This is a genomic window from Methylomonas sp. LL1, assembly GCF_015711015.1.
Classification (GTDB): domain Bacteria; phylum Pseudomonadota; class Gammaproteobacteria; order Methylococcales; family Methylomonadaceae; genus Methylomonas.
Map to the genome: position 1 here is coordinate 2,725,077 of NZ_CP064653.1, position 26,129 is coordinate 2,751,205.

Here is a 26,129-nt window from a genome sequence, read left to right on the forward strand (position 1 = left end):
TCTCTCCTAATTTGTATGGGAGTTTAATGACAGAACAGCCGCTTGTCGAACCTTATACGAGCCGTGTTGGTCAAGGAATTTGACAGCGATACGCCGCTATACGCAGAATGCCGGAGCAGCCGTATATCAACGACACCGGCCTTCGAATCACGATCAACGGATGAAAAAACGTGCATGACTCACTATAAATTAGCGGCAACGGCTTTTCTGATTCTGGCGGGGACGGCCGGAACCACCCTCTACCTGCGCAACGGCAAATCCGAAGCCTCCACGCTGACACTTTACGGCAATATCGACATCCGCCAAGTGGAACTCAGCTTTCACGATCCCGAGCATATCGCGCAAATTTTGGTCAAGGAAGGCGAGCGGGTCAGCCAAGGCCAGTTATTGGCGGTACAAGCGTTGGAACGTTTTGGATATGCCCGCGACCAGGCCGCCGCCCGACTGGAAGTGCAGCAGCATGTACTCGACAAACTGTTACATGGATCAAGGCCGCAGGAAATCGGCAAGGCCGGCAGCGATGTCAAGGGCGCGCAAGCGGCGGTGACCCTGGCCCAAAAGGAACTGGGCCGTTTGCAACATCTGGCCGAGCGCAAACTAACCTCCGCCGAGTCGGTGGACAAGGCCAAGGCCCAATACGACGGCGCGCGGGAAAATCTGCAAGCCCTGAAGGAGCAATACGCCTTGACCAGCATCGGCCCGCGCCGAGAGGACATTCAGGCCGCCCAGGCCCAACTGAAAGCCGACCAAGCCGCTTTGCAACTGGCAAACCAATCCTGGCAAGATGCGCATCTCCATGCACCGCGAGACGGCATCATACAAAACCGCATTCTGGAGCCGGGCGACATGGCCAACGCCCAAACCCCGGTATTGACGCTGGCGCTGACCGATCCGGTCTGGGTCAGAACCTATGTCCCCGAAACCGAACTGGGCAAACTGCGCCAAGGCATGCCGGCCGTCATCAACAGCGACAGTTTTCCCGGCAAGACCTATCATGGTTGGGTGGGCTATCTCTCGCCCACCGCCGAATTCACCCCCAAATCGGTGGAAACCAGCGAATTGCGCACCAGTCTGGTCTATCAAGCGCGGATCTACGCCTGCAATGCCGATGAGCAATTGCGCCTGGGGATGCCGGTAACGGTACGCATCGACACCCTGCAAGCCCCGTCTAACCCTCCGGCCTGTCCCGGCGTATCGTGAACCAAGCAACCGAGCTCGCATTAAAGTTCGAAGCGGTCGGCAAATCCTTCAAAACAGGCCGCCGCCAGGTCCAAGCCCTGCGGGACTTAAACCTGTGCCTGCAAGGCGGCGGAGTTACGGCGCTGGTTGGTCCGGATGGCGCCGGCAAAACCACGCTGTTGCGGTTGGCCGCCGGCTTGCTGTTGCCGGATAGCGGCCGGGTCGAAAGTTTTGGTTTGAACACAATCGAGGCCGGCCCGCGCCTGCATCTGCAAACCGGTTACATGCCGCAACGTTTCGGCCTGTACGAAGACCTCAGCGTACTGGAAAACCTGAATCTGTATGCCGACCTGTACGGCATCTCCGAAATCGATAGGCAAACCCGCTTCGCCGAATTAATGCGGCTGACCGGGCTGGCCAAATTCAATGACCGCCTGTCCGGCCGTCTGTCCGGCGGCATGAAGCAGAAACTGGGATTGGCCTGCACGCTGGTCAACCGGCCTCGCCTATTGCTGCTGGACGAACCGTCGGTCGGAGTCGATCCGCTGTCGCGCCGCGAACTATGGCACATCATCAGCAGCTTGGTGGCCGACTTCGGCGCCACGGTGCTGCTCAGCACGGCTTACATGGACGAGGCCGAACGTTGCGACCATGTGGTGTTGCTGGATCAAGGCAGAATCCTAAAACAAGGCGCGCCCGCCGACTTCCATCGATTGGCCGCCGGTTGTAGCTACAAGGTGTCCAGCCCTATTCTGAACAACCGCCAAATCCGCCAGCGGATGGCGGAGCTTGCCGATGTGATCGACGCCGTGGTGCAAGGCGAAGGAGTGCGCGTGGTGTTGCGATCGGCCGTCAAAATCCATTGGCAAAACTATTTCAGCCCCGCCGACGAGGTAATCGGCGTTCCGTTACCGCCGCGTCTGGAGGATGCGTTTATCGGCATTTTACGGGAACACAACGGTGAAAAAATGCTCCCGGAACATGTTTGCCCCATCCCGGACAGCGAGAAAACGCAAACCAGGCCTGTGATCGAAGTCGATGCGGTGGAGCGCTGGTTCGGTGATTTTCAGGCGGTCAAAAAACTAACTTTTCAAGTGCAACATGGCGAGATTTTCGGCCTCCTGGGCGCCAACGGCGCCGGCAAGACCACCACCTTCAGAATGCTGTGCGGTTTACTGCCGGCCAGCAACGGCAAGCTGAAAGTCGCCGGCGTGGACTTTAGCCAAGCCCCGGCCCAAGCACGCGCTCGATTGGGCTATATGTCGCAAAAATTCTCCTTGTACGGCCAGCTTTCGGTGCGGCAGAACCTGGAGTTTTTCAGCCATGCCTACGGCTTGCGCAAGCGCTGGCGGCAAGAAAGGATAGCCTGGGCTCTGCAACAGTTCGATTTGCAGCCCTTTGCCGACAACGACAGTTCGGATTTACCACTGGGTTACAAACAACGGCTGGCGCTGGCTTGCGCCTTGATGCACGAACCGCAAATCCTGTTTTTGGACGAACCTACTTCCGGCATCGATCCGTTGGCCCGCCGTGAATTTTGGACCCGCATCAATCAGTTGGCGGCCCAAGGCGTCACCATTTTAGTGACCACCCATTTCATGGAAGAAGCCGAATATTGCGACCGTTTGTTGATCATGCGCGAAGGCGACATCCTGGCCGCAGGCACCCCGGCGCAAATCAAACAACGCAGCCAGGGCGATGCCAGTCAAGCTCCGGTCGACAGCATGGAGGAAGCCTTCATCCGGCTGGTCGAATCCAGTGGAGCGTCTGACTGATGCGGGTTACCCACCAACGCCTGCGGGGACTGATACGCAAGGAATTTTTACAGGTACTGCGCGACCCCAGCAGCCTGGCAATCGCCTTTGCGATGCCGGTATTTTTATTGCTGCTGTTCGGTTACGGCGTCTCCCTGGATGCCAAGCATATGCCGCTGGGCTTGGTGGTGGAAAAACCGACGGCGGAGACCCGCGAGTTTACCGGCGGCTTCGAGCAGTCCGAGTATTTCGAGAGTTATTATTTTAGCGACATGCCGACGGCCAGCCGCGCACTGGAAATGCGGCAAATCAACGCCATCATCCACTTACAAGCCGATTTCGAGCGGCGCCTGTACCAGCGGGAACCGGCGCCGATTCAGGTCATCGTCGACGGTGTCGACGCCAACACCGCCCGTCTGCTCAGCGGCTACATTCAGGGCGTTTGGGACAAATGGATCAACCGGCGAGGCGAAATTCGCGGCCTAAGATCCATGCGGGCGGTACGACTGGAAACACGGGTCTGGTACAACAGCGCCTTGCGCAGCCGGAATTTTCTGGTACCCGGCCTAATCGCGGTGATCATGACACTAATAGGCGCCTTGCTGACCGCGCTAGTGGTGGCGCGGGAATGGGAACGAGGCACCATGGAGGCGCTGATCGCAACGCCGGTCAGCGTGCGCCAAGTCTTGCTGGGCAAGTTGGTTCCGTATTACTTGCTGGGCATGGGGGGCATGTTGCTATCGATCGCAATGGCGGTATGGTTGTTCGAAGTGCCTTTGCTGGGTTCGCTGTGGGTATTGCTGGTTTGCGGCTCGCTGTTTTTACTGGTGGCGCTGGGCATGGGTCTATTGATCTCGATTGCGGCCAAGAATCAATTCGTCGCCGGCCAGATCGCCATCACCGTCACCTTTCTACCGGCATTTTTGCTGTCCGGCTTTATTTTCAATATCGACAGCATGCCGGCGGCGGTACAACTGTTTACCCATCTGGTCGCCGCCCGCTACTTCGTGGCGATTTTGCAAACCGTGTTCCTGGCCGGTAATGTCTGGGAAGTGATCATCCCCAATGCGCTGGCTCTGAGCTTGATGGCCGCGATATTCCTGGCGCTGGCTCTCTGGCACGCGCCGCGCCGGCTGGAATAAATTATGTGGTTGCGCATCCATGCCTTGTTAATCAAGGAATTCCTAAATCTGGTCAAGGACAAGAAAAGCCGCTTCGTGCTGATCGTACCGCCCATGGTGCAGTTGTTCGTGTTCGGCTATGCGGCGACTTTCGATCTTAATCAAGTACCGATCGCGATTTATAACCAAGACGCCGGCATCGCCTCGCGCGATTTGATCGCCCGCTTCAATGGCGCGCCAGCCTTCCGAGAAGTGCTGCGCATCGGGCACCAGGCCCAAATCGCCGAAGCCTTGGACAGTAAACAAGTCTTACTGGTGCTGCATATCGACCGGCATTTCAGCCGCGATCTATTGAGCGGGCGCCAGCCGGCGATGGTGCAAATCCTGCTGGACGGCAGGGACTCCAATACCGCGCAGATCGCGCTGGGTTATGCGCAATCGGTACTGAGCGACTTCAATATGAACTGGGCGAGGGAAAGGCACATCCCGCTAGCGCCGGCGACATTGCAAACCCGCGCCTGGTTCAATCCGAACCTGGAAAGCCGCTGGTTCATCGTGCCCGGCATCGTCGGACTGATGACGCTGGTGGTAACCATGATCGTCACCGCGCTATCGGTGGCACGCGAGCGCGAGCAAGGCACCTTCGATCAATTGCTGGTAACTCCGTTTACGCCAACCGAAATCCTGATCGGCAAGGCGATACCCGGTCTTATCATCGGCGTGCTCGAAGCCACGTTCGGTATCGTCATGGCGCTATTCTGGTTTCAGGTACCCTTGCTCGGCAGTCTGGCGGCCTTGTATCTGGGCATCGTGCTATACGTGTTCTCGGTAATCGGCGTGGGGCTGATGATCTCGTCCATGTCGGTCACCCAGCAGCAAGGCTTGCTCGGCGGTTTTCTGGTGATAGTGCCGGCGGTGATTCTGTCGGGCTACGCTACCCCCATCGCCAACATGCCGGAATTTGTGCAAACCCTAACCCTGATCAACCCCTTACGTTACTTCCTGGTCATCATCCGAGGCGTATTCCTGCAAGGCCTGGACAGCGCCGCGCTCTTCGACCAGTATTGGCCGCTGCTGATCATCGGCGTGCTATCGCTCGGTTGCGCGGGCTGGTTGTTCCGCCGGCGCTTGTATTGACTGGGCCGGGAAATCGGACAAGCTCTAACTCGGCGGCAAGGGTTTGATATTGCTCCGCTCCAGCCTCCCACCACAGCCGCATCAAAACGGCTCACTCGGGCGGATTTCATCGGCTTCGTCGAGCAATTTCAATATTTTCTGGTAGTCGAAATAATCGGCAAGGCGCGATAACGCACAACCCAATGTTGAGTCTGTCTCCTCGATTTGGGCGATAACTTTCGCGATGCGTTTGCAATCCAGGCTTACCGAGGCGTTACGCAGCTCTTGACGCAGCGTGGCGGGCAATGCGGCCAGATCCGCCGGCATCACTGGGAGGCTGGCGCCAGCAGGTGCGTCGCCTTGGTAGATGTATTTCAAGCCCAGCTGCCGGGCCAAACAGTCATAGATTTCGTCGAAGCGGTAAGGTTTACTGACAAAATCGTCCATGCCGGCATCGAGCATTTCCTGTTGTTGTTCCTTAAAGGCCGAGGCGGTAACGGCGACAATCTTGACCGTCTGTCCCTCAGGCAATCGCCGCAGGCGCCGAGTCGCTTCGATACCGTCCATCAGCGGCATTTGCCTGTCCATCCAGATCAAATCGGGACGCCAGCCTTGGAACAGTGTTAGGCATTGTTCGCCGTTACCGGCGATTTTGACCTCCAAGCCGAGGTCGGTCATCAGCCGGCTAAGCAGCAACTGATTCTCCCGCTGGTCCTCGACTATCATGATCCTATACCGGGGCTGGCCTGGGGCCAGTCCCGCCACTTCGCCTGGTTTGCCGGTCTCGCGTCCGAGAATGTCGACAGAACTTGCCGCTTCCACCGGCAGATCGATCCGAAACAAAGAACCCTTGCCTAACCGGCTTTCGACGGCAATGTTGCCGCCCATCATCTGCACGAATTGGCGGCTGATGGTCAACCCCAGGCCAGTGCCTCGTCGAACGTCTGTATTCCCGAGTTGCACGAAGGGTTCGAACATGCGGGGCTGGTCTTCCAAGGCAATGCCGGGGCCGGAGTCTTCGATTTCGACCAGTAAATGGCGTCGGGCATTATCCTTGACACCCAATCGCACGGTGATTTCGCCCTGTTCGGTGAACTTCACCGCGTTGTTGATCAGATTGATCAGGATTTGCCGTATTCGAGACTTGTCACTCCTGATATAGCGTGGGAATTCCGCCGACTGCTCTAGCCGCAACTGCAAGCCTTTTTCCTGGGCGCGGATTTTCATCATCTCGGTAACCTCCTGTACCAGGCCGCCCAAATCGAATGGCGTAATTTCCAGTTGCATTCGCCCAGCTTCGATCTTGGCCATTTCCAACACGTCGTTGATCAGATTCAGCAGGTGTTCGCCGCTACGGTTGATGATGTCCAGATTCTCGCGCTGGTTTAGAGTCAATTGCGGGTCGCGGCGCATCATGGCCGAGAAACCGAGAATGGCATTCATCGGAGTCCGCAGTTCGTGGCTCATGTTGGCCAGGAACACACTTTTGGCCTTGTTGGCCGCTTCGGCGGCATCGCGGGCCTGCAGCAACTCTCGGCCGCGCCGCGCCAGTTGCCGTCTATCTTCCTGAAACTGCTCGACGGCATGCGCCATTTCGTCGATCTCGTCGTCATTCGCTCGCGGCACGATAGCAGCGCCGTTACCCTCCCGCAGGTTGCGGCTGACATACTGGAGACGGGTCAAAACATGCCGCCCAAGAAATGTCTGAGCAACCAGCCATGCCAGCAGTAAACTGCCGGCCAGCAATATCTCCACCCAACGTTCGTTTCTTCGCGAAGCGTCCGCCAGTTCTCGCACGACTCTACGATACGCCACGCTGAATTGGGAATTCAGCACCTGCGCCGAAAGCACCATCGCGCTGGCCTGGCGGCTAAGTTCGTCGTCAAACGCCCGTTCCAACACTTGCCGCCCGGATGAGGTGCGTTGGCCGGCGGACGGCAAGGACGCTTCGGCCTGCAATCCGCTCTCCCGCAATTGCGCCACGACGTTGGCCGTATTGCGAAACAATTGGCTAGCCTGATGCAATTCGAGTATCACCGCATCGTTGCCGGCGGCGGCGAGCCGCTCCACCAGGTCGTCGAATAGATCCATCTGTTCGACGATGCCGGCATAGCTTGCGCGCATCCTGGCTAGCGAATCGGCGCTCGCCAGTTGATAGGACTCGCGTTCGATCAGCAAGGTGCGTTGAACCAAATCCTGTGCTTCCTGCATGCGGACCAGACGGTCTTCGGCCAGTAGCCGGACGCTGGCGGCCGAGGTCCGCAGTGCGTAAACCGCTGTCAGCCCACCGGCCAATATCAACAATGCCAATACGCCCGCCGCGATCAGGAACTGCCAGCGCAAGGACCTCGGCCATAAGCGGCGGTGAGTTGTCATGTTTTTCAGCGCTTCCAAATTTGCCGGTAAATATCCCGATAACCATTATCGGGATCGTAGCTCATCCGGGGTCCGCCGTCGAAGGCAATATTCCCCGCCGTCACCAAATGAACCGGAATGACATAGCCCGTGACGGCTTCGCCCGCCATCAGCCGATTCAATTCGTCGACCAATTGCCAGCCCTGGAGATTTAGAGGTTCGGCGACGGTCGCGGTTTGAAAGGTTCCGGCCCGGATGCGCAGAAAGGCGGCGGGACTACCGTCACCCGCGGAAAGCAGGCTGATGCTCCCGCTCGGCCTGCCCGCCTTGATCAACTCGGGCACCGCGTAGTCGAAGTAGATGTCATTGATCGCCAAGGCGTGCGTCCAGCGCATGCCGTAACCTGTCAGCAACTCTCGCGTGACCTCGGGCATTGCATCGGCGGCCCGCGAAATCGCCACATCCCGGATTTCCAACAAGGTGCACGTCGCGCACGCCCGCACGATCGCCGCCATCGCATTGGCCTTGGCCATGGCGATCTCGAAATTGCTGTCGGTGAGAATCACAACCCCAGCGGGGTCCCGAGCTTCGGCAATAGCCGCCAGCGCCGTGATGCGCGCGACCTCCAGCGGATCGGTGGACACATTGATCGCGACGGGGCCGTCCGCAATCACCCCAGCCGTCGGGGCGACATGCCAACCGACCATGGCAATACCTCGCTGAGCGAGCCCCGCCAGCCGCGTGCTCAGGCTATGAACATCGGCGCCGACGATGATCATGCCGTCCGGCCGCGATGCCGATGCGGCTTCGATTGCCTTGCCGCGCCCATCGGGCGTCCCGCCCGCATCGTAAACTCGAGTACTCCAGCCGATTACCTCGGCGGCTTCCCGGATACCCAGAGTAACGCCGAGAACGCCGCCGTTGCGCAAGTCCTCGCTGACAATCGCCACCCTCGCGCCGGCCCGTGCCGACGGTCCCGAACGTGGGCCGCCCCAGGGTAAACCGTGTTCTTGAAAACTGGCGAGAATTTGCTGTATCTGTGCCGGGGAGGTGGATACCGATATGCTCTCGACTCCATCCGCATAGCCAGAAACAGCGCGGAACAGGCATAAACAACCTACCGAGACTACTTGAAGAATGCGCGAAAACATGACTGATATTCCTCCGTTATCCGTCTTGCAACGGTTTACCGTTGCCGGCCCGGTCGAGCGCCATCAGGATCGCCGGATAGTCAAAATTCCCGAGTAAAGGGAAAGAGCATCACCCGGCATATTATCGATCAGCCCGGCTTAGCGTATCGTATTCGCCAATACGATGACTGTCCAGCCTCGGCCTACCCAACGTATCCTTGTGGTCGTAGCGGCGAATGGAACTTTGGGCGGGAATAGAATTTGCGCTTTATCCGCCGAGGCAGTGATCGCTATGATCTTTACGGCCTATCAGCGTAAGCGCCGAGCCGTTTCGATGCCGTCTATCACCGGCATACGCTTGTCCACCTGGATAAAATTGGGACGCCAGTTATGGAATAGTTTCAGACCTTTCGAGCCAATCCCGCCGATTCAAATCATATAGTTGCCTGGCTGATCAGTACGGGCCATCGAGAACTAATTTAACAATCAGCTTATGCTCCATCTATTCAACAACAAATCTTTTCAAACTTGCCGTGAAAGTCATGGCCACACGGCTTTCATTTGCCGGGGTGGCGCGGTGATTTCAGAATCGTTAGGTCTTAATTCAACCCTAATCAAATACTAATAATACCCTAACTTTTGAAAGGTAATCTGGGGGTGCTTCACTTCACTATCCCACGGCGACTGGAACTTGCATCCAGGTGCATAACTGGTCAGTTAATTCCATGCATCGGGAAAACTCGCCCTAACGATAGCCACCTTTCCAAGGAGACCATTAAATGACTGTCACAAACATACTTTATTTTAATAAGGAGCCACTTCCTGGCTCAAATGCACGACCGACCCAAATCCATAAGGGTGTAATGCTTGCGTTGTTGATCGGCGGTAGCGCCTTCTCCGTCGGTACAGTGTCGGCTGCCGGGGCGGGGGCAGAATGGACGACCGCTGGTGGTACGCCTGAAGGTACTCGTTATAGCGAACTGGCCGAAATTACCCCCGCCAATGCTGCTCAACTCAAGGAAGAGTTCTCGTTTAAAACCGGCGCCCATGGCAGCCACATGGGCGAACCGCTGGTGGTCGGTAATACCCTGTACGTCGTTACCCCTTTCCCCAACAAACTCATCGCTTATGACCTCACCAAGGGTCAGACCAAATGGACCTATGCCCCGCAAGTGAGTGAATACGCCAAGGGCGCCAATTGCTGCGGCGGGATCAATCGCGGCGCGGCTTATGCGGATGGCAAGATTGTTTTCAACCTTCTCGACAATACCACAGTGGCTGTCGATGCGATCACCGGCAAGGAAGTCTGGCGCAATCACATGGCTGATCCTCATACCGGCGTGACGATGACAGTTGCGCCGGTCATTGCCAAGGACAAGGTCATTACGGCCTCTTCCAGCGGCGAGATGGGGGTTCGTGGATGGATTCAGGCGTTAGATCTGAAGACAGGCAAATCACTATGGCGTGCTTATAACACGGGGCCCGACAAGGATGTATTGATCGGCCAGAATTTCCGGGATAACTCGGTTTACTACAAAGACCAAGTCGATCAAGGTGCGAGCAGTTGGCCGAATCAGCGGGCTTACTTACTGGGTGGCAGTGCTGCCTGGGGTTACCTGACTTACGACCCGGAACTGGATTTACTGTTCTACGGCACCAGCCAGCCCGGTGTTTGGAACGCGGAAATGCGTTGTGAAAAATCCGAATATGAGAAAAACCCGCGCAAGTGCGACAACAAATGGGGCGCCTCGATCTTTGCCAGAAAACCCGACACCGGCGAGGCGATCTGGGCCTATCAGTTCGTTCCGCATGACAGTTGGGACTACGACGCAGCCAGCGAGAATATCGCCGTCAATCAAACAATCACCGTAAGAGGCGTTACCCACGACAAACTGCTGGTCCATTTCAACAAAAATGGTTTTGCTTATACCTTCGACCGAGCGACCGGCGAAGTGTTGTTGGCGCCTCAGTTTGTCGAGGATGTGAATTGGGCCAATGGCGTCGATCTGACTACCGGATTACCTGATGTCAACGATGACATGCGTGTCCACCAGGGTGAATTGACCGAAAACATCTGTCCGTCAGTACTGGGCGGAAAAGGTTGGGAACCTGCCTCCTTCTCACCGAAGACCGGTTTGTTCTATGCGCCAACATTCAACCTGTGCAGTAACCTGGAAGCGCTAAAGGCCGAATTCATTTCCGGTTCTCCATACATGGGCACCGACTACAGCATCGGCGCGGCGAAGGATAAGAGTTATGCCAGCGAATTGATCGCTTGGGATGCCGCTAATGGCAAGAAAAAATGGGGCGTCAAGGAAAGCGCCTGGATCTACGCCGGCACACTGACGACGGCCGGTGGGGTGGTTTTCTACTCAACCAAGGAACCTTTGTTGAAGGCAGTTGATGCCAACACCGGCGAGCCTGTGTTTAGCACCAAACTGGAATGCAATACCGTTGGTAATCCGATTAGTTTCGCCGGTCCCGACGGTAAACAACGCATCGCCGTATTCAGTGATGATAAGTGTGCCGCCAACGCAGGCAGTGGTGACGACGATCACCAGTCTGGTAACGGCGGCTGGGTTCACGTCTACAAATTACCCTAATTGCCATGTTATTCACAGGTACGGAGCAGGGCCACATCTCCCAACGACCTCAGCTTTTGTCAGGCAGGACGCGCGCTTTACTCGCCGCTGTTTTATTGTCATGCGCGACCGCGGTGACGGCAAAAGACGAGCTCCGAGTTTGCGCGGATCCAGACAATTTGCCGTTCTCTAATCAGAAGCAGGAAGGCTTCGAGAATAAGATCGCCAAGTTGTTGGCCGCCGATATGCACGCGAAGCTGAATTTTTACTGGCAAAAGCAACGGCAAGGTTACATCCGTGAAACGCTTGGGGCGAAATATTGCGACGTGGTGATGGGGGTACCCTACGGTTACGAACGAGTGCTCTCTACCCGCCCTTATTACCGTTCCGGCTATGCCTTCGTCACGGCGAAGAACCGCAATCTGGCGTTCAAATCTTTTGACGATCCACGCTTGCGCGATCTGAAAATAGGCCTGCATGCTATCGGCAACGATGGTTCGAATTCGCCGCCGGCGAATGCTCTGGCTCGTCGAGGCATTGTCGAGAATATCGCCGGCTACTCCATGTGGGGCGAGGAATCAATAACAAATCCTCAAGCTCAAATCGTGGATGCTGTCGCCAAGGGAGATATCGATGTGGCCGTGGTATGGGGACCGATCGGGGGCTTTTTTGCCAAACCATACGGTAAGACCCTGGTAGTAACCCCCGTGCCCGCCGACGAGCAGATGCCTTCTCTGCCTTTCGCCTTCGATATATCTCTGGGCGTTAGAAAAGACGATCAAGCTTTTGCGGCGAAACTGGAAAAGAGCCTGGCGCGGAAGCAGCGTCAGATTCTGAACATTTTGACTGCTTACAAAGTACCACTTATCAAACCACTCAGGGGTTCCACTTCATCCCAACCAGACCCGGATCAGGTGGCCCTTCAAAATCAAAACACGAGGTAAATCAATCATGAGAGTTCTACCGAATATAGTTTATATCGCCTTAGGGCTAATCTTGTTCGCGGGCGGAATGAGCACCGCCAATGCGGACAGACCGAAATCAGAAAAGTCTTCAACATGGTCGACATCGGATTCAAAAAGCTCTAAGGGTACGAAAGGGACAGCCGGTACAACAATAACCACAACCCCTAATTGCATCACTCCTACCCAGGATGCCGCAGGGGAGGGTCGCCGAGCCTTTATGCGAATGAATTGCTATAGCTGTCATGGCATGGGCGCCCATGGGGGTAGCATGGGACCCAGCCTGGTTGGCGAAGCCGATGAAACCTCCGAGGCGGTTCTCAACGGGGAGGGCGAGGGGATGCCCTCTTACAAAAACAATCTGTGCCCCAATGATATTGCCAACCTGACGGCTTATCTACAATTGCTCGGCACGGGTACAGAACCGACTTTTGTGAGATGGTGGGAACCCAATCCAACCAGATAGGCATCCAGTGGATACGGGCGGCTAACTGACTAGTTGCCCGGTCCTTTAACCAGAGTGTCGAGCTATACTGCTACCAACAAGCCGCATAGTCGCGACAATAAGCCACCAACCTAAACAAAATCAATTTTTTATGAGGTATTTCGATATGAAATGGGAAAAACCGACCTACACCGACCTACGTTTTGGTTTCGAAGTTACGATGTATATCTACAACCGCTAACTAGCGGTTGATTCCTTGAACGTGGCTCGACAACGATGTGGGGCCACGTCTTTCCGCCCAAACTAAGTCATATCAGATAATCGATCGTGCTTATCCGGCTCTAGCATGGCTTGCATCCGCATGTGTTGCATCGTTAGTCCAGTCTGAATTTAGAGTGTTAGAGTGAGTGGCGGCGGAATCACGCGTTCATGTTCTTGTCTCAAAAAACGATCTTGCGGCGGGCGGACAGATGGTGATCCGAATAACTCTCGTGCTGATCCAAGCCAACGATCTCGCAATGGCCACCGTTGTGGTTGTACTCCCCCGCGAAGTGGTGGATGAACTCCATCACCGTGTGGTCGATTAAATCGGTCTCGCTAAGGTCGAAATACACGGTTTTGCGTTGAGGGAAATCCGCCAACAAGCTTTTCAGGGTGATGATGTTGGAGAACACCGCCGCGCCCGATACTTCGATGTGATAGGTATCGTCATCGGTCTGATCAATCTGGTAAGCCATCGAAAACGCATTGCGCAATTTCAGGCCGCGGCTAACGTGAATTGCCAGTTCGACCACGATGCCGATCGCCACCCCGATCAACAAATCGGTAGCCAACACGCCAAGTATGGTGATCACGAATACCGCGAAATGGTCGAGACCAACAGCCAGCATCTTGGCAAACTCCCTGGGCGAAGCCAGACGAAAACCGGTGAACACCAATAGGGCCGCCAAGGCGGACAACGGAATTTCATGGATCAGTTTCGGAAACAACGCCACGAAAATCAACAGGAACACGCCGTGAAAGAAGTTGGCCCACGCGGTTTTGGCACCGTTGTTGATGTTGGCCGAGCTACGGACGATTTCCGCAATCATCGGCAAGCCGCCGACCATGCCTGAAACCAGATTACCTATACCAACCGCGGTCAGATCGCGATTCAAGTTGGAATTGCGTTTATAAGGATCGAGCTTGTCCACCGCGGACGCGCTCAACAAGCTTTCCAAGCTACCGACCAGCCAGATGGTGATGACCGAAATCCAAAACTCGACGGTGGCGATTTTGGAGAAGTCGGGAAAATAAAAACCGGCCATGAAATTTTCCGGCACCGCAACCAGGAATGATGGGCCGACGGTAAATTGATGATGCGGCAGAATTTCCGCGTCCGGCAGAAATAGGTATTGGTGGATATGGTCCAGATCAAAAAACTGGCCCAATACCAGTCCCATCAACACCACCAACAGCGGCGCCGGAATCATTTTTAAGGTGGGATGCTTGATCACCGACCAGAGAATCAACAACAGCAAGCCCAACAAACCGATCACCGATACCTCGGGGTTCATCTCCATCAGGGAATGCGGAACCTCGGCAATAGTGCCGAACAAGGACTTGGCTTCCGGTTTAACGCCAAGCAAGGTATGAATCTGCTTGGCCATGATGATGATGCCGATCGCCGCCAACATCCCGTGTACCACGGACGATGGAAAAAACGCACTGAGTTTGCCGGCCTTGAAAATACCCATCAACACTTGCAAAACGCTGGCTACAACGATGGCCGCCAAGGTGTAACGGTAACCTGCCATCGCATCGCCCTGGCCGAGCGATTGCACCGCATCGACGATCACCACGATCAATCCGGCGGCGGGACCGTTGATGGTCATGTAAGAACCGTTGATTCGCGACACCACGACGCCGCCGATAATCGCGGAAATGATGCCGGACATCGGCGGGAAGCCCGATGCCATCGCGATACCCAGGCATAGCGGCAACGCGATCAAAAATACAAGAAAACCGGATAGCAAATCGCTACGCCAGTTCTCAATCAAACCGGGTATTCCCAGCCGTGGAACCGCAACACTGGAGGAAGTCAACATGGCTATTCTCTCAAACGCAGGAAAACCTTAGTAAAGCGAAAAATGTGCCAGCCTTTGATTTCCTACTCTTAGTCTTGAAATAGCAGGGATTTTTTAACGAATAGCGCGAATAGATATTCGGTCTAAACACTACCACAAGGGAACCATAGTCTAATTCAACCGGTTGTTCCTGGTTTATTCGCACCATTCATCAAGACCTAGGTTACTCTTGGAAAAAAGCATTGCGGCAAATCAGGGCATTTTTAGAGTTGGCACGTGCCATGCCGGATAAACGGAGAAGCATTAAGGTGATTTTGAGAAAGTTTGTATCCATTGTCGATGCCAAATATGTCCTTCGCTGAGCAGACTTGTGCCGAGCAAAGCCGAAGTCGTTGAAGCGAACTGTGGACTTCGGCTACGCTCAGTCAACGACAAATGACTTGGCTTAGTCAACGGCAAATTGCTTGGATTGGTCCAGTTATCGCCACAAATCGCCTAACACCCTGTTTGATTAGCGAGGTTTTGCTCCAAATGTCTATTTCCCTAGATGATATTGCTCACAACGATAGTTTCGCCCCCAATGCCGTCATAGCTCATATCGCCCATTGGCTACCCAGTCAGGGACCAATCAAGGATTTCATCCACCACAACACCTTGCATGCCGTGCAGGATCGTTTGTTTCACGAAGGCTTGGCGCTGGCGGCCAAGGTTTTCGGCGCCAAACGCCGGAGTCGATGCGTTATTGTTTTTCAGTGGTATCATCCCATCATGGATACTAGGCCTATGAGCGTTGGCCCTGTTTCTGAGTTTCTTGGGGGCTGGTCGGTTTTCCGGTCACGCCGGCGTTTCTGGGCGAAGACTTGCTGCTTGTGCCATGTAAGCTTTTTGAGCCGCGGTAGGTGGCCCCCCATCAATGGGACATATTTTCGCGGGAAATTGCCTTAGGACATAACCCTGGAGCGGGCATGAATTCATCCAAATTGTCGGTTTCCAATGTATTAAACAGCTTAGGGATAGATTTGCCAATAGCCACGAGATCGGAGGATAGCCAGGAGCGGTTATATCCGGAGAAGGCCCGAAACAGTCCGGATCGTTTAGCTCGTCAACACACCGTGGTCGGCCGAATTGAATCCGCGCAAGGGCCGGTGGTCGATGTCCGTTGTGACTATCTTCCCCCGATAGGCCAGGCCCTGGATGTAATCAATGGCGATGGGCAATATGTGCTGGTGGTGTTTCAGCACTTGGAGCCGACACTGATTCGGGCGATTGCATTGCATTCGGTGTCCGGACTGTATCGTGGCATGCCCGTTTACGATCGAGGCGGCGCGCTTCATGTGCCGGTCGATCCGTCCTGTTTGGGGCGCATGCTAAACGTTTTTGGCGATCCGCTCGATGGTGGTGCGCCACTGCCGTCCACGGCTTTTCGCGACATTCTATCCGCCCCGCCACTGCTGTCGGAGACCCTGCCGGCCTCGCAAATCCTCGAAACCGGCATCAAGGTGATCGATTTGTTGTGCCCGTTTGTACGCGGCGGCAAAACCGGCCTGTTTGGCGGTGCCGGTGTCGGCAAGACCGTGTTGATGATGGAGTTCATGCACGCAGTCAGTTCCGCAATGCAGGGTGTTTCCGTCTACGCCGGCGTCGGCGAACGCATGCGCGAAGGCCACGAACTCTGGCATGAAATGGCCGATGCCGAGGTATTGCCCAAGGCGTTGCTGGTCTACGGGCAAATGGACGAATCGCCCGGCGTGCGCTTTCATGTCGGCTATACCGCGCTGGCCTATGCCGAATACCTGCGGGATACCTTGGATACCGAAGTGCTGTTTTTAATGGACAACATCTTCCGCTTCGTGCAGGCCGGTAGCGAAATTTCCGGCTTGCTGGGGCGGATGCCGGCCACGGTCGGCTATCAGCCAACCTTACTGACTGAAGTGGCCTCGCTGGAAGAACGTATCGTTTCCACCAAGACCGGCTCGATTACTTCGGTGCAGGCCGTTTACGTGCCGGCCGACGACATGTCCGATCCGGCGGTGGCAACCATTCTCGGCCACCTGGATAGCGTGGTAATTCTGTCCCGCCAACAGGCCGCCAAAGGCATATATCCCGCCATCGATCCGTTGCGCTCCGGCAGCCGAATCATGGATCACCATATTGTTGGCGAACGTCATTATCAGGTGGCGCGAGCAGTGCGCGAGCACCTATCGCGTTATCGCGAATTGGAGGACATTATTGCCATGCTCGGCATCGAGGAGTTGTCGCCGGAAGATCGGCGCATCGTCGAACGGGCGCGGCGTTTACAACGTTATCTGACTCAGCCATTCACCACCGTTGCCGACCATACCGGCATGCCCGGTGTGCGAGTACCGCTGGCCCGGACTATCGCCGATTGCGAGGCTTTCATGGACGGCAAATACGATCAGCTCAGCGAAGCCGATTGTTATATGAAAGGCGCGATGCCCCAATGAAATGCTTCGCACTGACCTTACTGGATAGTCACGGCGGCGCGGAGTTTGAAAACATCACCCAGTTTATCGGCGCTGATGACCACGGTAGTTTCGGTATTTTGGCCGGACATATTCAAAGCGTCATGCTGCTACGTTATGGTTTAGCGCGTTTTTGCGATCAGAGCGGTATCTGGCACTATCTGGCCCTACCCGGCGGCGTATTGCGCTTTGCCAATAATCAACTCACTCTCACCACGGTGCGTTATTTTCTGGGTGACGACCGCGACGCCATCTGCGAACAACTGGCCGAGGAAATGGCGCGCGCGGATTCCGAAGTCCATACGGCCCGCGCGACCCTATCGGAAATAGAACGTTCGTTGGTGCGGCGACTGGCGGAACTCAGTAGTCACGGAGCCGGGGGAATATGACCATGAACTTTCGCAATAAATTAATCGAGCACACCCGCCGAGATCTACGGCGCTTGGACGACAAAACCCGCCGTCCGGCAACTTGGATCGGTATGTTGTTCTATGGCGGCACCTTGGGCCTGCTTTTTGTCGTGCCTATCGTGGCCGGTGCTTATCTGGGCCGTTGGCTGGACACGTTGGCTTCGGGTTATTCGGTGCGCTGGACGGTCAGCCTGATTGTGTTGGGCATCGTGGTCGGCGGCTATAATGTCGTGCGGTTTTTACAGGAAAAATCTTGAATATGCCGAAAGCAGGTTCCGATCGGGAGTTAAGCCAATGAACAATGCCGAGTCCGTTGCCGATGTCGTTTTTCGACTCGGCCCGCTAGCGATCAGCAACACCGTGTTGACCACATGGGGGGTAATGGCGGGTTTTGGACTGCTGGCCATACTGTTACGTTTGCCCATCAACGGACAACCGTCGCGCTGGCAAAATGCCATCGAAGCGATTGTGGTGGCGATAGAAGGCGCGATTGGCGAAGTATTGCCGCCCGCATCGGTACGGCGGGTACTGCCGTTTGTGGCGACATTGTGGCTGTTTGTGCTGGTCGCCAATTTGGTCGGACTCATTCCCCGCTTGCACGCGCCGACCCGTGATTTGTCCGCCACGGCCGCGCTGGCGGTGCTGGTATTCGGCTCGACGCATTGGTTTGGCATTCGCGACCATGGCTTGCGCAATCATCTCCGCCATTATGTCGAACCTAGCGTGATTTTATTGCCGTTCCATATCATTAGCGAATTGACCCGGACCCTGGCCTTGGCCATTCGGCTGTTCGGCAACATCATGAGCCTGGAAATGGCGGCCTTGCTGGTGTTGCTGATAGCCGGCTTTCTGGTTCCGGTACCGTTATTGATGTTGCATGTGGTCGAAGCCGTGGTACAAGCCTATATCTTTGGCATGCTGGCACTGATTTACATTGCCGGCGCCCTGGAAAGCACCGAATCCGAATCTTCCTCATCCGTGGAGAACAAACCATGAACGATCTGCATTTATTCAGCATGATTTCCACCGGCGTGGCCGGCTTGGTGATCGCCATCGGCACCATGCTGCCGGCCATTGCAATGGGCAAGGCCATCGCCAGCGCGTTGGAATCCCTGGCCCGGCAACCGGAGGCGGAAAAAACCATTACCCGCACCTTGTTTATCGGCTTGGCGATGATCGAATCGCTGGCGATTTATTGTTTGGTGGTGGCGTTGATCGTGCTGTTTAGGAATCCGTTGCTGGAATATTTTTTGAGTTGATGCCGAGCGCCCCTGCTTGGTTAGCCAAGCACCTTCGTCCTAACGATCACAAGGCCTATGCGTCGCCCCGTCCCATTAAAGTAGGGCTCCAGGGCGCGGTTGCTTGCCGGACAGGACGCCGTGAATACGTCCATGTAGGCTCGACAGCGGCATCCTTGCCGCCGACGCCTGCCCGACAAACAACCGCGCCCCTTCCTAATTTTAACTTTTAGAGAAACCACATGGGCAAAGCCATATGATGCAATTCGACTGGACCACCTTCATCCTGGAAATCCTCAACTTCCTGGTGCTGGTGTGGATACTGCACCGCTTCCTGTATCGCCCGGTGTTGGCGATGCTCGACGCCCGTCAACAACATATCAAGGATGAAACACTCCATGCCGAACAACTCCGTGGCGAGGCCGAAACCTTGCGCCAACAATACCAGCAGAGACTGGCGGATTGGACTCGGCGACAGGAAGATAATCACCACCAATTGCAAGAGGAACTAGCACAACTACGTAGCAGCGCACTGGAAGAGCTGAAGCAAACCCTGGCCGATGAAGAAACCAAATTGCAAGTCCGCAACCAGAGCCTGATTGCCGCGCGGGAAACGGCGTTAGTACGGGAAGCGAGCAGTACGGCCTACGCCCAGGCGGCGGCAATGTTACAACGGCTGTCTTCGCCTGAATTGACGCAAAGGATTGTCGATGTGTTTCTGGAGGATTTAAACAAGCTGCCGGACAGCGAAAGTGCCGCATTGCGCAAGGCCGCGTCGATGCTGATTGCGGCTTCCGCCGTCGAGGTGGTCAGCGCTCATCGGCTGGAAGAAAACCTGCGCGCCAGATTGACTCAAGCTCTATCGGCCGCCGCCGGGCAAACCTTGCCCATTAATTTCAAGCAAGACTCGGCCTTGATCGCCGGGCTACGCGCGGTAATCGGCGAGTGTCAATTGCATGCCAATCTGGCCGATGAACTGGCGTTTTTCAATCGCCAAATCCACCATGGCTGAAACAAACGCGGCTTATCGTTTCGGTCTGCGTCTATCCGAGCGCGGCTGCGTGGCCGGCATCGGCGACGGCATCGCCTGGATACGGGGTCTGCCATCGGCGCGGCTCGATGAGTTGATCGGTTTCGACGACGGCAGCACAGGCTTGGTGTTCCAGTTGGGCAAGGAAGTGCTGGGCGCGATTTTGCTATCGCAAAGCCGAGGGGTCACCGCCGGCATGGCGGTCCAGCATATCGGCCGCAAACTGGAAATCGGTGTCGGCGACGCCTTGCTGGGGCGGGTGGTCGATCCGCTCGGCAGTCCGCTGGACGGCATGCCTCCACCGGAGCTGCGCCAGTTTCGGCCACTGGAGGCTGCCGCACCTACTATCATTGAACGCGATTTTGTCAGCGAACCGTTATATACCGGCTGCAAGATCGTCGATACGCTGATTCCGATCGGCAAGGGCCAGCGCCAGTTGATCATCGGCGACGACGGCATCGGCAAAAGCGCGCTAGCGTTGGACGCAGTCATCAATCAGCGCGGCCGTAATCTGTTGTGCGTGATGGTGTTGATCGGCCAGCCGCGTTCCTCGGTGGCCGGCACGATAGCAGCGTTAAAACAGACTGGCGCCTTGGAATACACCGTGGTGGTGGTGGCCGAAGCCAACGCCCTGCCGGGCTTTCGTTATCTGGCGCCGTTTGCCGGCTGCGCGCTTGCCGAACACTGGATGCGGATGGGCCGCGATACGCTGGTGGTTTACGACGACCTGACCCGTCACGCCCAGTCCTATCGCGAACTATCGCTGCTGTTGCAACGGCCGCCGGGCCGCGAAGCCTATCCGGGCGACATTTTTTATTTGCATTCCCGGCTGCTGGAACGCTCCACGATACTCGCTCTGGAATACGGCGGCGGCAGCATGACTGCATTGCCGATTATCGAAACCCGCCAAGGCGAGTTGTCGGCTTACATTCCCACCAATCTGATTTCAATCACCGACGGCCAGATTTATTTGGAAAGCAAGCTATTCGCGGCCGGCATGCTGCCGGCTATCGACATTGGCCGCTCGGTATCACGCATCGGCGGCAAGGCTCAACATCCCGCCATCAAAACCGCCTCCGCGCATATCCGCCTGGATTTTTTACAGTTTCTGGAACTGGAGCTGTTCGCCCGCTTCGGCACCCGCTTGGAAGCCGGCGTCGAACAAAAGCTCCAGCGCGGCCGTTTGCTGCGCGAAATTCTGAAGCAAGATCGCCTGCAACCTTTATCCGAACAAGCCCATTTGGCCTGGCTACTGGCTTATGGCGAGGGCTTGCTGGAAGGGGTAAAACCCGAACAGGCGGCCGCCGTGCTGTCCGGCATGCTGGATCAATTACCGGCCTCCAAGCTGAAACTGGACACACCCAAACAGCAATGGCTGATTGAATTACGGCAATTGCTGGCGCAAAAACCATGAGCCAGCGCCGCGAAGTCGAAGCGCGTTTGGCCTTGTTCGACGAACTATCCGGTATTCTCGGCGCGATGCGGAGCTTTGCACTGGCGGAGTTGCGCAAAGTGGGTAAGCGCGAACCGGCGCAGCAGCGGGTGGTGGCATCGCTGGCGGCGGCGTTGGATGATTTGGCCGACTGCTTACCGGAACAGGTATCGAGCAATCCCGCTAGCGACATCTGGCTGCTATTCGGCTCGGTGCGTGGCTTTTGCGGCAGTTTTAATGAAGATGTAATGCGTTTTTGGCGAGCCGAAACCCAGCAACAAGGCCGGTTGATTCTGGTCGGCGAACGTTTGCATCCAATGATCGATGAGCGGGAGGCGTTGCAACGGCTTAACGGTGCCGATGGTGGCCTGGATGCGCCGGCGGCAATCGATCGAATCCTTGCCGCGATCGCGGAATTACGCGGTAGCTGCGGGTTCGGTCTGATGGCTTGCCTGCGGGACGAACGAGGCGCGCGCGCTCAACGCTTATGGCCCTTACCGGTCACTGCTCCAAATACCAACAGCAACAATCCGCCATTAACCTACCAACCGGCACGGGAAGTCGCGGCCGGCGTAGCCGAGCATTATCTGTTTCATACCTTGCTGGCTTTACTGCTGCGTTCGATTCGGGTGGAAAACCACATGCGCTTGATGCAGATGGAAACGGCCCTACGGCATTTGGAACGTGGTAGTGATGAACTGCAACGGCAACGCAACCGCTTGCGGCAGGAAGAAATCGTCGAGGAAATCGAACTAATGGTGGGGCGGCGGTGATCCGCATCATTAATTTCCGCCCGCGTGGAACAGGCATCAATAGGGCGGCAGGTCGAATAAATTCGACCCTACAACCGTTCCGGCTTATCAAAACAGCCTGTAAGGCAACAGTTACTCTGAAAGTAAAAAATTAGGAGGGTGTTTCTACTTTCTTGGACCGGGGTGATGCCGAGCCTGCATCAGGGTTAGGTTTACCCTGTTCTGTTTTGAACCCCACGGCACAGCTTCACCACGACATCGAAGCGGTATGCATCCACCCAGGTGGAGATGCCTCTGGCCTGCTCAGGGTATTGCGGGCGCAGGCGATCGATGATAGCTTGCACCGCGTCGGCATCGAGTAGCTCGGCGGCTTCGGCCAGTTCGGCGCGCACTGCCGGGCTCAGCGGCGACAGGTCGAGCGCGGCATGCGGCGGCATCAGCTCGTCGGTCGGTTCCGTGCCGTCCTCGGCGTATCGATAGCGCACACCCAGGAGATCGCCCATCACCCTAAATAAACGGGATTCCTCCACCGGTTTGGCCAGCAAATCGTCGCAGCCGGCGGCGAGAATCGCGTCCCTATCTTCCCGAAAGGCACTGGCGGTCAGCGCGGCGATTTTGATGGCGTTACCGCCCGATAGCGAGCGGATGATTTTGGTGGCTTCGTAGCCGTCCAGCACCGGCATGCGCATGTCCATCCAAATAAAATGCGGCCGCCAACTCTCGAAGCAGTCTATGGCCTGTTGGCCATTTTCCACGGCCTTGACCTCAAACCCGACACCGCTCAACAGCAAGGTAATCAACTCGCGATTATCGGGGTTATCTTCCGCCACCAACACCCGCACCGGCGGCTGATCCGCCGCCAAACCAACAACCCGGCTAGGAGGAACGCTAATCGCCGGCGCGTCGGCTTCGGGCAGCGGCAAACCGAACCCAAACACACTGCCTTGGCCCGGTTCGCTGTCCACTTCAATCTCGCCCCCCATCAAGCGGACGAATTCGCGGCTGATGGTCAAGCCAAGACCGGTGCCCTCGCCCTTGGCCACGCCGGCATCGGTCTGATAAAAGGCCTGAAATATTCGTGACAAATCGTCGGCGCCAATACCGACGCCGGTGTCGGCCACTTCGAAACGAATGCGTTCTTCCACCGCTCGCAAGCGCAAGGTGACCGAGCCGTGATCGGTGTATTTGACCGCATTACCCAGTAAGTTGATTAACACCTGGCGTAAATGATGGGCGTCGCCGACCACGTAACGCGGTAGCTCGCCGGACTGCTCCTTGTCAAAACGTAAACCTTTAGCCTCCGCGCGGACTCGAATCATGTCCTCGACCTCCGCCAGCATGTCGGCCAAACAAAAGATTTCGTTTTGCACGGTGGTTCGCCCGGCTTCGATACGGGAGATTTCCAACACATCGTTAATCAGCGACAGCAAATGGCGGCCGCTACGATTAATGGTTTCCAACTTGCTACGCTGAGATTCACCCAAATTGGGGTCCCGGACCATGATCTGGGCGAAGCCCAAAATGGCGTTGAGCGGCGTGCGCAATTCGTGCGACATATTGGCCAGGAACACGCTTTTGGCGCGATTGGCGGCTTCGGCGGCGTCCCTGGCGCTAACTAACTCCGCCTCGGCCTGTTTGCGCGCATCGATCTCGCCGTCGCGTTCGCGCACCTTGATTTCCAGGCCGGCGTAAAGTTCGGCCAGGCGATCACTCATCCGGTTGAAACTGGCCGCCAGCTCGCGCAACTCTCTCGGTCCCGCCGAGCCCGCCCTGACCTGAAAATCACCCCGGGCCATGCGCGTGGTTGCTTCCGTTAAGCCTTGCAGCGACCCGGCCAGTGTTCTGCCGAAATAAATGGCCAGCAGACTACTGACGCAGGCAAGAAGCGCCAACATCGACCAGCCAATGCGCCGCATCCGCGACAAGGGCGCAAAGGCTTCGTCGGCATCGATTTTGACCACCATGCCCCAATGCAAGGCCGGCAGATAGCGCCAGGCGGCGACTACCAAATGATGGGCGTAATCGTCTATCATCACTTGGTATCCCGAGTGACCGGTCACGGCGTTACGTATCGGCGGGGCGGCTTCGCCTATTGGAACTCGATAATGGAATGCCGCGTTTTTGATATGCCGCAACGGCGCTGTGAATAGCAGGTGTTCGCCATCCCGTTGCGCCAGCACCGTTTCGCCGCTAAGGCCCAAGCCGGTGCGGTCGGTCACCACCGATTCCAGCCTATCCCAGTTGAATTGTAAAGCCACCGCGCCGATGGGCCGGCCTTCACGCAGAACCGGGGCGACCAGAAAACTGGCCTCCCGGCCTTGGGAGGGGACGTAAGGCGCGAACATGGTCTGATTGGTTTGCATCAAATCCAGCGCGGTTTCCACTCCCTCCGCCAATTTCGATTCGCGGTAAGGCCCAGTCATTAGATTGGTGCCTAAATCGGATTCGCGGGCCAGCGAATAAATCACGTTGCCTTCGGTATCGACCAGCAATAAATCATGGTAGTTACCCGATTCGAGGTAGGCTTGCATGATCCGGTCGGTTTCTTCGATCGCATCACGATAAGCAGGGCTTTGCGCCCCCTCGCCTTGCCATAATCCGGTGAAACGGCCGATGGCATCGACGATGGTCGGCCGGCCGCTCAACAGTTTTATATCGTCATCGCGTTCCTGTAGAAAGTTGTCGATCTGATCGTACTTCTTATTGGCTATCTGCACCAGATTGGCGCTCACCGTTTCCCGCAGGGCCTGTTCATATATCCGTAAAAAATACCAGCCACCGCCCAGCAGCGGAGCCAGCGCCAACACCATAAACGCCAGCAACAGCCAGATACGGATGCCGATCTTACTCATGGCGCATTTCCTGACTGGTTAATCAACTCTCGCCAGGCCCGCTGGGTCCGATACAACGGAAAAGGCGTGGGGCGTAACGGCCATTTGGAGGCATAGACCACGTCGAAGCTACCCTCCGCGTTGGCCTTGCCGATTCTCACGCTTTTCCACAAATGCCGGCTGCCCGGATCGACCGCCAGAATGCCGGAGGGCGCCGCTATGCTTTGCCTCAGCACCAGATGATTGATCAAATCGGCATGTTCGCCGCCGCCTTCTCGCACGGCTTGCGCCCACAAATGAACGCCGATATAGGCGGCTTCTATCGGGTCCGACGTCGGCCTATCCGCGCCAAACCGGTTTCGATACGCCGCCACGAATCGGCGATTGTTTTCCCCCTCGAGATTCTGGAAATAATTCCACACCGCATAATGGTTGGGCAAGCGCAGTTCGGGCATGGCATGTAATTCGCCCTCGGCGATGCTAAAGGACAGCACGGTCTGATCGGATAAGCCCGCCGCGCGCAACGCCCGGAACAAATGCCGGTTACTCTCGCCATTGACGGTATTGACCACTACGTCGGGCCGCAATTGCGAAATTTCCTGGGCTATCTGACTGAAATCGGCACTGTCCAATGGACGGTAGCGTTCCGCCAACAATGTCGAGTGCGCGGCCGTGACCAGATCGGCGATGATGCGGTTGGCCATGCGGGGAAAAACATAATCCGAGCCGATCAGATAAACCCGCTTGCCCAAATGTTGCATCGCCCAATAAGCCCCCGGCACGATCTGCTGGTTGGGCGCGGAGCCGGTGTAAATGATGTTGGGCGATTGTTCCAAGCCTTCGTATTGCACCGGATAAAAAAGCAGATGGTTATGCTTTTCCACCACTGGCTTCAGCGCCTTGCGGCATTCCGAGGTCCAGCAGCCGAACAGCGCCGAGACGCCCTCGTCCACGATCAGCCGCTCGGCCTCGGCGGCGGCAAGCCTAGGATCGGAACGGCTATCGACTAGCCGCATTTCCAACGGCCGGCCGAGTAAACCGCCGCCGGCGTTGATTTCCTCGACCGCCAGCCGGACCGCATCGGCCAGCGGCGCCTCGCTCATCGCCATGGTGCCGGTCAAGGAATGGATTACGCCGATTCGTATCGCGGATCGCGGTTGCGGATTACACGACAGCAGGCTGGCCGCGACTAGGCCCACGCACAATTTCAACAGCATTAGTCGAATCATGCGCTGGGTCATGA

At 56.4% G+C, this 26,129-nt stretch carries 22 protein-coding genes; 17 read left to right on the plus strand and 5 right to left on the minus strand.

Features of this window, described 5'->3' with window-relative positions; translation table 11 throughout:
* Positions 1-174: 174 nt before the first annotated feature.
* From IVG45_RS12675 to IVG45_RS12690, 4 genes are read left to right on the plus strand one after another with little or no spacing between them, the layout of a single operon-like run.
* Entirely contained in the window at positions 175-1,200 is a 1,026-nt protein-coding gene (locus IVG45_RS12675) for an efflux RND transporter periplasmic adaptor subunit (RefSeq protein ID WP_196434180.1), read from the plus strand.
* On the plus strand, positions 1,197-2,954 hold the full coding sequence (locus IVG45_RS12680) for an ATP-binding cassette domain-containing protein (RefSeq protein ID WP_230874575.1): 1,758 nt from the start codon (positions 1,197-1,199) through the stop codon (positions 2,952-2,954). Before IVG45_RS12675 ends, IVG45_RS12680 begins: the two co-directional genes overlap by 4 nt.
* Positions 2,954-4,075 carry an ABC transporter permease gene (locus IVG45_RS12685; protein WP_196434181.1) on the plus strand — a complete coding sequence of 374 codons (1,122 nt, stop codon included), beginning with the start codon at positions 2,954-2,956 and terminating at the stop codon, positions 4,073-4,075. Before IVG45_RS12680 ends, IVG45_RS12685 begins: the two co-directional genes overlap by 1 nt.
* Before the next feature lie 3 nt (positions 4,076-4,078).
* Positions 4,079-5,191: an ABC transporter permease gene (locus IVG45_RS12690; protein WP_196434182.1), complete on the plus strand. Its 1,113-nt coding sequence runs from the start codon at positions 4,079-4,081 to the stop codon at positions 5,189-5,191.
* A gap of 81 nt (positions 5,192-5,272) precedes the next feature.
* On the opposite strand, the gene IVG45_RS12695 is transcribed toward IVG45_RS12690, so the two are convergent.
* Both IVG45_RS12695 and IVG45_RS12700 read right to left on the minus strand, forming a co-directional pair.
* A complete protein-coding gene (locus IVG45_RS12695) occupies positions 5,273-7,546 on the minus strand; it encodes an ATP-binding protein (RefSeq protein WP_196434183.1) in 2,274 nt (757 codons plus the stop codon).
* Between the two features lie 5 nt (positions 7,547-7,551).
* A complete protein-coding gene (locus IVG45_RS12700; RefSeq protein ID WP_196434184.1) occupies positions 7,552-8,676 on the minus strand; it encodes a substrate-binding domain-containing protein in 1,125 nt (374 codons plus the stop codon).
* Between the two features lie 758 nt (positions 8,677-9,434).
* Between IVG45_RS12700 and IVG45_RS12705 the strand changes: the two genes are divergently transcribed.
* The 4 genes from IVG45_RS12705 (at position 9,435) to pqqA (ending at position 12,885) form a co-directional block, all read left to right on the plus strand.
* On the plus strand, positions 9,435-11,258 hold the full coding sequence (locus IVG45_RS12705; protein WP_196434185.1) for a PQQ-dependent dehydrogenase, methanol/ethanol family: 1,824 nt from the start codon (positions 9,435-9,437) through the stop codon (positions 11,256-11,258).
* Between the two features lie 5 nt (positions 11,259-11,263).
* Positions 11,264-12,181, plus strand: coding sequence for a substrate-binding domain-containing protein (locus IVG45_RS12710; protein ID WP_196434186.1), 918 nt, complete (start codon positions 11,264-11,266; stop codon positions 12,179-12,181).
* A 244-nt stretch (positions 12,182-12,425) separates the two neighbouring features.
* Positions 12,426-12,665: a c-type cytochrome gene (locus tag IVG45_RS12715; protein WP_196434187.1), complete on the plus strand. Its 240-nt coding sequence runs from the start codon at positions 12,426-12,428 to the stop codon at positions 12,663-12,665.
* 145 nt (positions 12,666-12,810) lie between these two features.
* Entirely contained in the window at positions 12,811-12,885 is a 75-nt protein-coding gene (gene pqqA / locus IVG45_RS12720) for a pyrroloquinoline quinone precursor peptide PqqA (RefSeq protein WP_196438022.1), read from the plus strand.
* A 199-nt stretch (positions 12,886-13,084) separates the two neighbouring features.
* Here the strand turns inward: pqqA and IVG45_RS12725 are convergent, their stop codons facing one another.
* Positions 13,085-14,731 carry a SulP family inorganic anion transporter gene (locus IVG45_RS12725; protein ID WP_196434188.1) on the minus strand — a complete coding sequence of 549 codons (1,647 nt, stop codon included), beginning with the start codon at positions 14,729-14,731 and terminating at the stop codon, positions 13,085-13,087.
* A 510-nt stretch (positions 14,732-15,241) separates the two neighbouring features.
* Between IVG45_RS12725 and IVG45_RS12730 the strand changes: the two genes are divergently transcribed.
* From IVG45_RS12730 to IVG45_RS12770, 9 genes are all read left to right on the plus strand, one after another.
* Positions 15,242-15,655: a putative inorganic carbon transporter subunit DabA gene (locus IVG45_RS12730; RefSeq protein WP_196434189.1), complete on the plus strand. Its 414-nt coding sequence runs from the start codon at positions 15,242-15,244 to the stop codon at positions 15,653-15,655.
* Between the two features lie 20 nt (positions 15,656-15,675).
* Positions 15,676-17,175, plus strand: coding sequence for a F0F1 ATP synthase subunit beta (gene atpD, locus IVG45_RS12735; protein WP_230874576.1), 1,500 nt, complete (start codon positions 15,676-15,678; stop codon positions 17,173-17,175).
* On the plus strand, positions 17,172-17,582 hold the full coding sequence (locus tag IVG45_RS12740) for a F0F1 ATP synthase subunit epsilon (RefSeq protein ID WP_196434190.1): 411 nt from the start codon (positions 17,172-17,174) through the stop codon (positions 17,580-17,582). Before atpD ends, IVG45_RS12740 begins: the two co-directional genes overlap by 4 nt.
* A gap of 2 nt (positions 17,583-17,584) precedes the next feature.
* On the plus strand, positions 17,585-17,860 hold the full coding sequence (locus IVG45_RS12745) for an AtpZ/AtpI family protein (RefSeq protein ID WP_196434191.1): 276 nt from the start codon (positions 17,585-17,587) through the stop codon (positions 17,858-17,860).
* Between the two features lie 37 nt (positions 17,861-17,897).
* Positions 17,898-18,599, plus strand: coding sequence for a F0F1 ATP synthase subunit A (locus tag IVG45_RS12750; RefSeq protein WP_196434192.1), 702 nt, complete (start codon positions 17,898-17,900; stop codon positions 18,597-18,599).
* The gene (locus tag IVG45_RS12755; RefSeq protein ID WP_196434193.1) at positions 18,596-18,862 is read left to right on the plus strand and encodes a F0F1 ATP synthase subunit C; all 267 of its coding nucleotides are present in this window, start codon (positions 18,596-18,598) and stop codon (positions 18,860-18,862) included. Before IVG45_RS12750 ends, IVG45_RS12755 begins: the two co-directional genes overlap by 4 nt.
* A gap of 235 nt (positions 18,863-19,097) precedes the next feature.
* Positions 19,098-19,853 (plus strand): F0F1 ATP synthase subunit delta, encoded by a 756-nt coding sequence (locus IVG45_RS12760; protein ID WP_196434194.1) that lies wholly within the window; start codon positions 19,098-19,100, stop codon positions 19,851-19,853.
* Positions 19,813-21,285, plus strand: coding sequence for a F0F1 ATP synthase subunit alpha (locus tag IVG45_RS12765; protein ID WP_196438024.1), 1,473 nt, complete (start codon positions 19,813-19,815; stop codon positions 21,283-21,285). Before IVG45_RS12760 ends, IVG45_RS12765 begins: the two co-directional genes overlap by 41 nt.
* A complete protein-coding gene (locus IVG45_RS12770) occupies positions 21,282-22,076 on the plus strand; it encodes a F0F1 ATP synthase subunit gamma (protein WP_196434195.1) in 795 nt (264 codons plus the stop codon). The genes IVG45_RS12765 and IVG45_RS12770 overlap by 4 nt, the downstream gene beginning before the upstream one ends.
* Before the next feature lie 191 nt (positions 22,077-22,267).
* On the opposite strand, the gene IVG45_RS12775 is transcribed toward IVG45_RS12770, so the two are convergent.
* Positions 22,268-24,907, minus strand: coding sequence for a hybrid sensor histidine kinase/response regulator (locus IVG45_RS12775; protein ID WP_196434196.1), 2,640 nt, complete (start codon positions 24,905-24,907; stop codon positions 22,268-22,270).
* A complete protein-coding gene (locus tag IVG45_RS12780) occupies positions 24,904-26,127 on the minus strand; it encodes an urea ABC transporter substrate-binding protein (protein ID WP_196434197.1) in 1,224 nt (407 codons plus the stop codon). The genes IVG45_RS12775 and IVG45_RS12780 overlap by 4 nt, the downstream gene beginning before the upstream one ends.
* Positions 26,128-26,129 lie beyond the last annotated feature (2 nt).

Excerpts from the sequence above, each read along its gene's own strand:
- IVG45_RS12675 (WP_196434180.1), top strand. The coding sequence starts at position 175 with ATGACTCACTATAAATTAGCGGCAACGGCTTTTCTGATTCTGGCGGGG.
- IVG45_RS12685 (WP_196434181.1), top strand. The coding sequence starts at position 2,954 with ATGCGGGTTACCCACCAACGCCTGCGGGGACTGATACGCAAGGAATTT.
- IVG45_RS12690 (WP_196434182.1), top strand. The coding sequence starts at position 4,079 with ATGTGGTTGCGCATCCATGCCTTGTTAATCAAGGAATTCCTAAATCTG.
- IVG45_RS12695 (WP_196434183.1), bottom strand. The coding sequence starts at position 7,546 with ATGACAACTCACCGCCGCTTATGGCCGAGGTCCTTGCGCTGGCAGTTC.
- IVG45_RS12700 (WP_196434184.1), bottom strand. The coding sequence starts at position 8,676 with ATGTTTTCGCGCATTCTTCAAGTAGTCTCGGTAGGTTGTTTATGCCTG.
- IVG45_RS12705 (WP_196434185.1), top strand. The coding sequence starts at position 9,435 with ATGACTGTCACAAACATACTTTATTTTAATAAGGAGCCACTTCCTGGC.
- IVG45_RS12710 (WP_196434186.1), top strand. The coding sequence starts at position 11,264 with ATGTTATTCACAGGTACGGAGCAGGGCCACATCTCCCAACGACCTCAG.
- IVG45_RS12715 (WP_196434187.1), top strand. The coding sequence starts at position 12,426 with ATGAATTGCTATAGCTGTCATGGCATGGGCGCCCATGGGGGTAGCATG.
- IVG45_RS12725 (WP_196434188.1), bottom strand. The coding sequence starts at position 14,731 with ATGTTGACTTCCTCCAGTGTTGCGGTTCCACGGCTGGGAATACCCGGT.
- IVG45_RS12730 (WP_196434189.1), top strand. The coding sequence starts at position 15,242 with ATGTCTATTTCCCTAGATGATATTGCTCACAACGATAGTTTCGCCCCC.
- atpD (WP_230874576.1), top strand. The coding sequence starts at position 15,676 with ATGAATTCATCCAAATTGTCGGTTTCCAATGTATTAAACAGCTTAGGG.
- IVG45_RS12740 (WP_196434190.1), top strand. The coding sequence starts at position 17,172 with ATGAAATGCTTCGCACTGACCTTACTGGATAGTCACGGCGGCGCGGAG.
- IVG45_RS12745 (WP_196434191.1), top strand. The coding sequence starts at position 17,585 with ATGAACTTTCGCAATAAATTAATCGAGCACACCCGCCGAGATCTACGG.
- IVG45_RS12750 (WP_196434192.1), top strand. The coding sequence starts at position 17,898 with ATGAACAATGCCGAGTCCGTTGCCGATGTCGTTTTTCGACTCGGCCCG.
- IVG45_RS12755 (WP_196434193.1), top strand. The coding sequence starts at position 18,596 with ATGAACGATCTGCATTTATTCAGCATGATTTCCACCGGCGTGGCCGGC.
- IVG45_RS12760 (WP_196434194.1), top strand. The coding sequence starts at position 19,098 with ATGATGCAATTCGACTGGACCACCTTCATCCTGGAAATCCTCAACTTC.
- IVG45_RS12765 (WP_196438024.1), top strand. The coding sequence starts at position 19,813 with ATGAACTGGCGTTTTTCAATCGCCAAATCCACCATGGCTGAAACAAAC.
- IVG45_RS12770 (WP_196434195.1), top strand. The coding sequence starts at position 21,282 with ATGAGCCAGCGCCGCGAAGTCGAAGCGCGTTTGGCCTTGTTCGACGAA.
- IVG45_RS12775 (WP_196434196.1), bottom strand. The coding sequence starts at position 24,907 with ATGAGTAAGATCGGCATCCGTATCTGGCTGTTGCTGGCGTTTATGGTG.
- IVG45_RS12780 (WP_196434197.1), bottom strand. The coding sequence starts at position 26,127 with ATGACCCAGCGCATGATTCGACTAATGCTGTTGAAATTGTGCGTGGGC.